At 60.4% G+C, this 2,308-nt stretch carries 1 protein-coding gene; it reads left to right on the top strand.

Annotation, left to right across the window (positions count from 1 at the left end):
- The first annotated feature begins 352 nt into the window (after positions 1-352).
- Positions 353-1,996, top strand: a complete 1,644-nt coding sequence (locus ABE528_RS27275) for an acetolactate synthase large subunit (RefSeq protein ID WP_152954077.1) — start codon at positions 353-355, stop codon at positions 1,994-1,996.
- The last annotated feature ends 312 nt before the right edge of the window (positions 1,997-2,308 follow it).

Below are 2,308 nucleotides of genomic sequence, written 5' to 3'. Positions count from 1 at the left end.
AACGATGCATCGCCGATGGTAGTGTGGGGTTTCCCCATGTGAGAGTAGGTCATCGTCAAGATTCATTTCGCAAAACCCCTATCTGCGCATGCAGGTAGGGGTTTTGTCTTTTCCGCCCACCGGCAATGCGGCGCTATGACGCTGCAGCCAAATGTCTTTTGTCTGTATCCTCCTATCTGCACCGTTTGTACGGTGCGACAATATTTCTCGCAAATTAACGTGACTTGTTTGCGCTTAAGCTGCGTCAAGACTTAAGTTCGGGGCAATCCTGGCCCCCGAACCGAGCGATGCCAGCGTACCGTGCTGCGCATTTCTGGACTCCACCGTCCGATCACTTGAGGTTACAAGCAAGATGGCCAAGGCCGCCGATGTCGTTGTGCAATGCCTGGAAAACGAAGGTGTCGAGTATGTGTTCGGCATTCCTGGTGAGGAAAACCTCGACCTGCTGGAATCCCTGCGCAAGTCGAAGATCAAGCTGGTACTGACCCGCCACGAGCAGTCTGCGGGCTTCATGGCTGCCACCTATGGCCGCCTGACTGGCAAGACCGGCGTCAGCCTGTCGACCCTGGGCCCTGGCGCAACCAACCTGGTAACCGCCAGTGCGTACGCCTACCTGGGCGGCATGCCGATGATGATGATTACCGGCCAGAAGCCGATCAAGAAGTCCAAGCAGGGCCGCTTCCAGATCATCGACGTGTGCGGCATGATGGACCCCATCACCAAGTACACCCATCAGTTCGCTTCGGCCGACAACATCCCGGCCCGTATGCGCGAAGCATTCCGCCTGGCTGAAGAAGAAAAGCCGGGCGCCGTGCACCTGGAGCTGCCGGAAGACATCGCCGCCGAGCAGACCGACGCCCTGCCGATCCCGCGCAGCCTGCACCGTCGCCCGCTGGCCGAGCACGTGGCCATCGAAGCCGCCGTCGAGAAACTGAAGAAGGCTCGCAGCCCGATCCTGGTGATCGGCGCCGGCGCCAACCGCAAGATGACCGCCAAGGTCCTCAAGCAGCTGATCGACAAGACTGGTATCCCGTTCATCACCACCCAGATGGGTAAAGGTGTGGTCGACGAGCGCCACCCGCGCTTCCTGGGTAACGCTGCGCTGTCGTCCGGTGACTTCGTTCACCGCGCCATCGAAGCGGCCGACCTGATCATCAACATCGGCCACGACGTGATCGAGAAGCCGCCATTCTTCATGGTCCGTGGCGGCACCGAAGTCATCCACATCAGCTTCCGCTCCGCCGAAGTCGATGCCGTGTACTTCCCGCAGGTCGAAGTGATCGGTGACATCGCCAACGCCGTGTGGCAGATCAGCGAAGCGCTGAACGACACCGCGCACTGGGACTTCACCCGCCTCATGGCCATCCGTGAAGCCAACGAAGCGCAAATCGCCGAAGGCGCCGACGACAACCGCTTCCCGGTCTACCCGCAGCGTCTGGTCGCCGACATCCGTCGTGTGCTGCCATCCGAAGGCATCGTTGCCCTGGACAACGGCATCTACAAGATCTGGTTCGCCCGCAACTACAAGGCGCACAAGCCGAACACCGTGCTGCTGGACAACGCCCTGGCGACCATGGGCGCCGGCCTGCCATCGGCCATGGCTTCGCACCTGGTCTACCCGGATCGCCCGGTAATTTCGGTGTGCGGCGACGGCGGCTTCATGATGAACAGCCAGGAGTTGGAAACCGCGGTGCGTCTGGGCATGCACATCACCGTGGTGATCCTGCGTGACGACGGCTACGGAATGATCCGCTGGAAGCAGGCCAACATGGGCTTCACCGATTTCGGCCTGGACTACGGCAACCCGGACTTCGTCAAGTACGCCGAAGCCTACGGTGCCAATGGTCACCGCGTCGAAAGCGCCGAAGCCTTGCTGCCGCTGCTAGAGCACTGCATCAAGACCCCTGGCGTGCATGTGATCGACTGCCCGGTCGACTACAGCGAAAACGACCGCATCCTCAACAGCGAGCTGCGTGAGCGCGCGCTGGCGGTATAAGCCTTAGCGTCCTAATCGCGGTGGTTCGGCGCCCCGATGAACCCGCCCCCACAGGGACTGCACAGCGTTTGATAGTTGTGCAATCCCTGCGGGAGCGGGTTCATCGGGGCACCTAACCGCCGCGAATGCTTTCAGGCATTACCTATTCACCGCAGCGCAGCGCAGTCGACCGATCATGCTCATGCTCCCTTTTCGAGAGCACCCCCCGTGTCAGCCTACCTGTCGCCTCTATTGATTGACTCAATCATCCAAGGGGGCGAAGGTGCAAGGTAATGAAAAAGCGTTATGACTCTGAGTTCAGAGACTGGGCTG

The sequence above is a fragment of the Pseudomonas sp. TWI628 genome (genome assembly GCF_039673865.1).
Taxonomy (GTDB): Bacteria; Pseudomonadota; Gammaproteobacteria; order Pseudomonadales; family Pseudomonadaceae; genus Aquipseudomonas.
The sequence above is the reverse complement of the archived record's forward strand: the minus strand, read 5'-3'. Positions and strand labels throughout refer to the sequence as shown.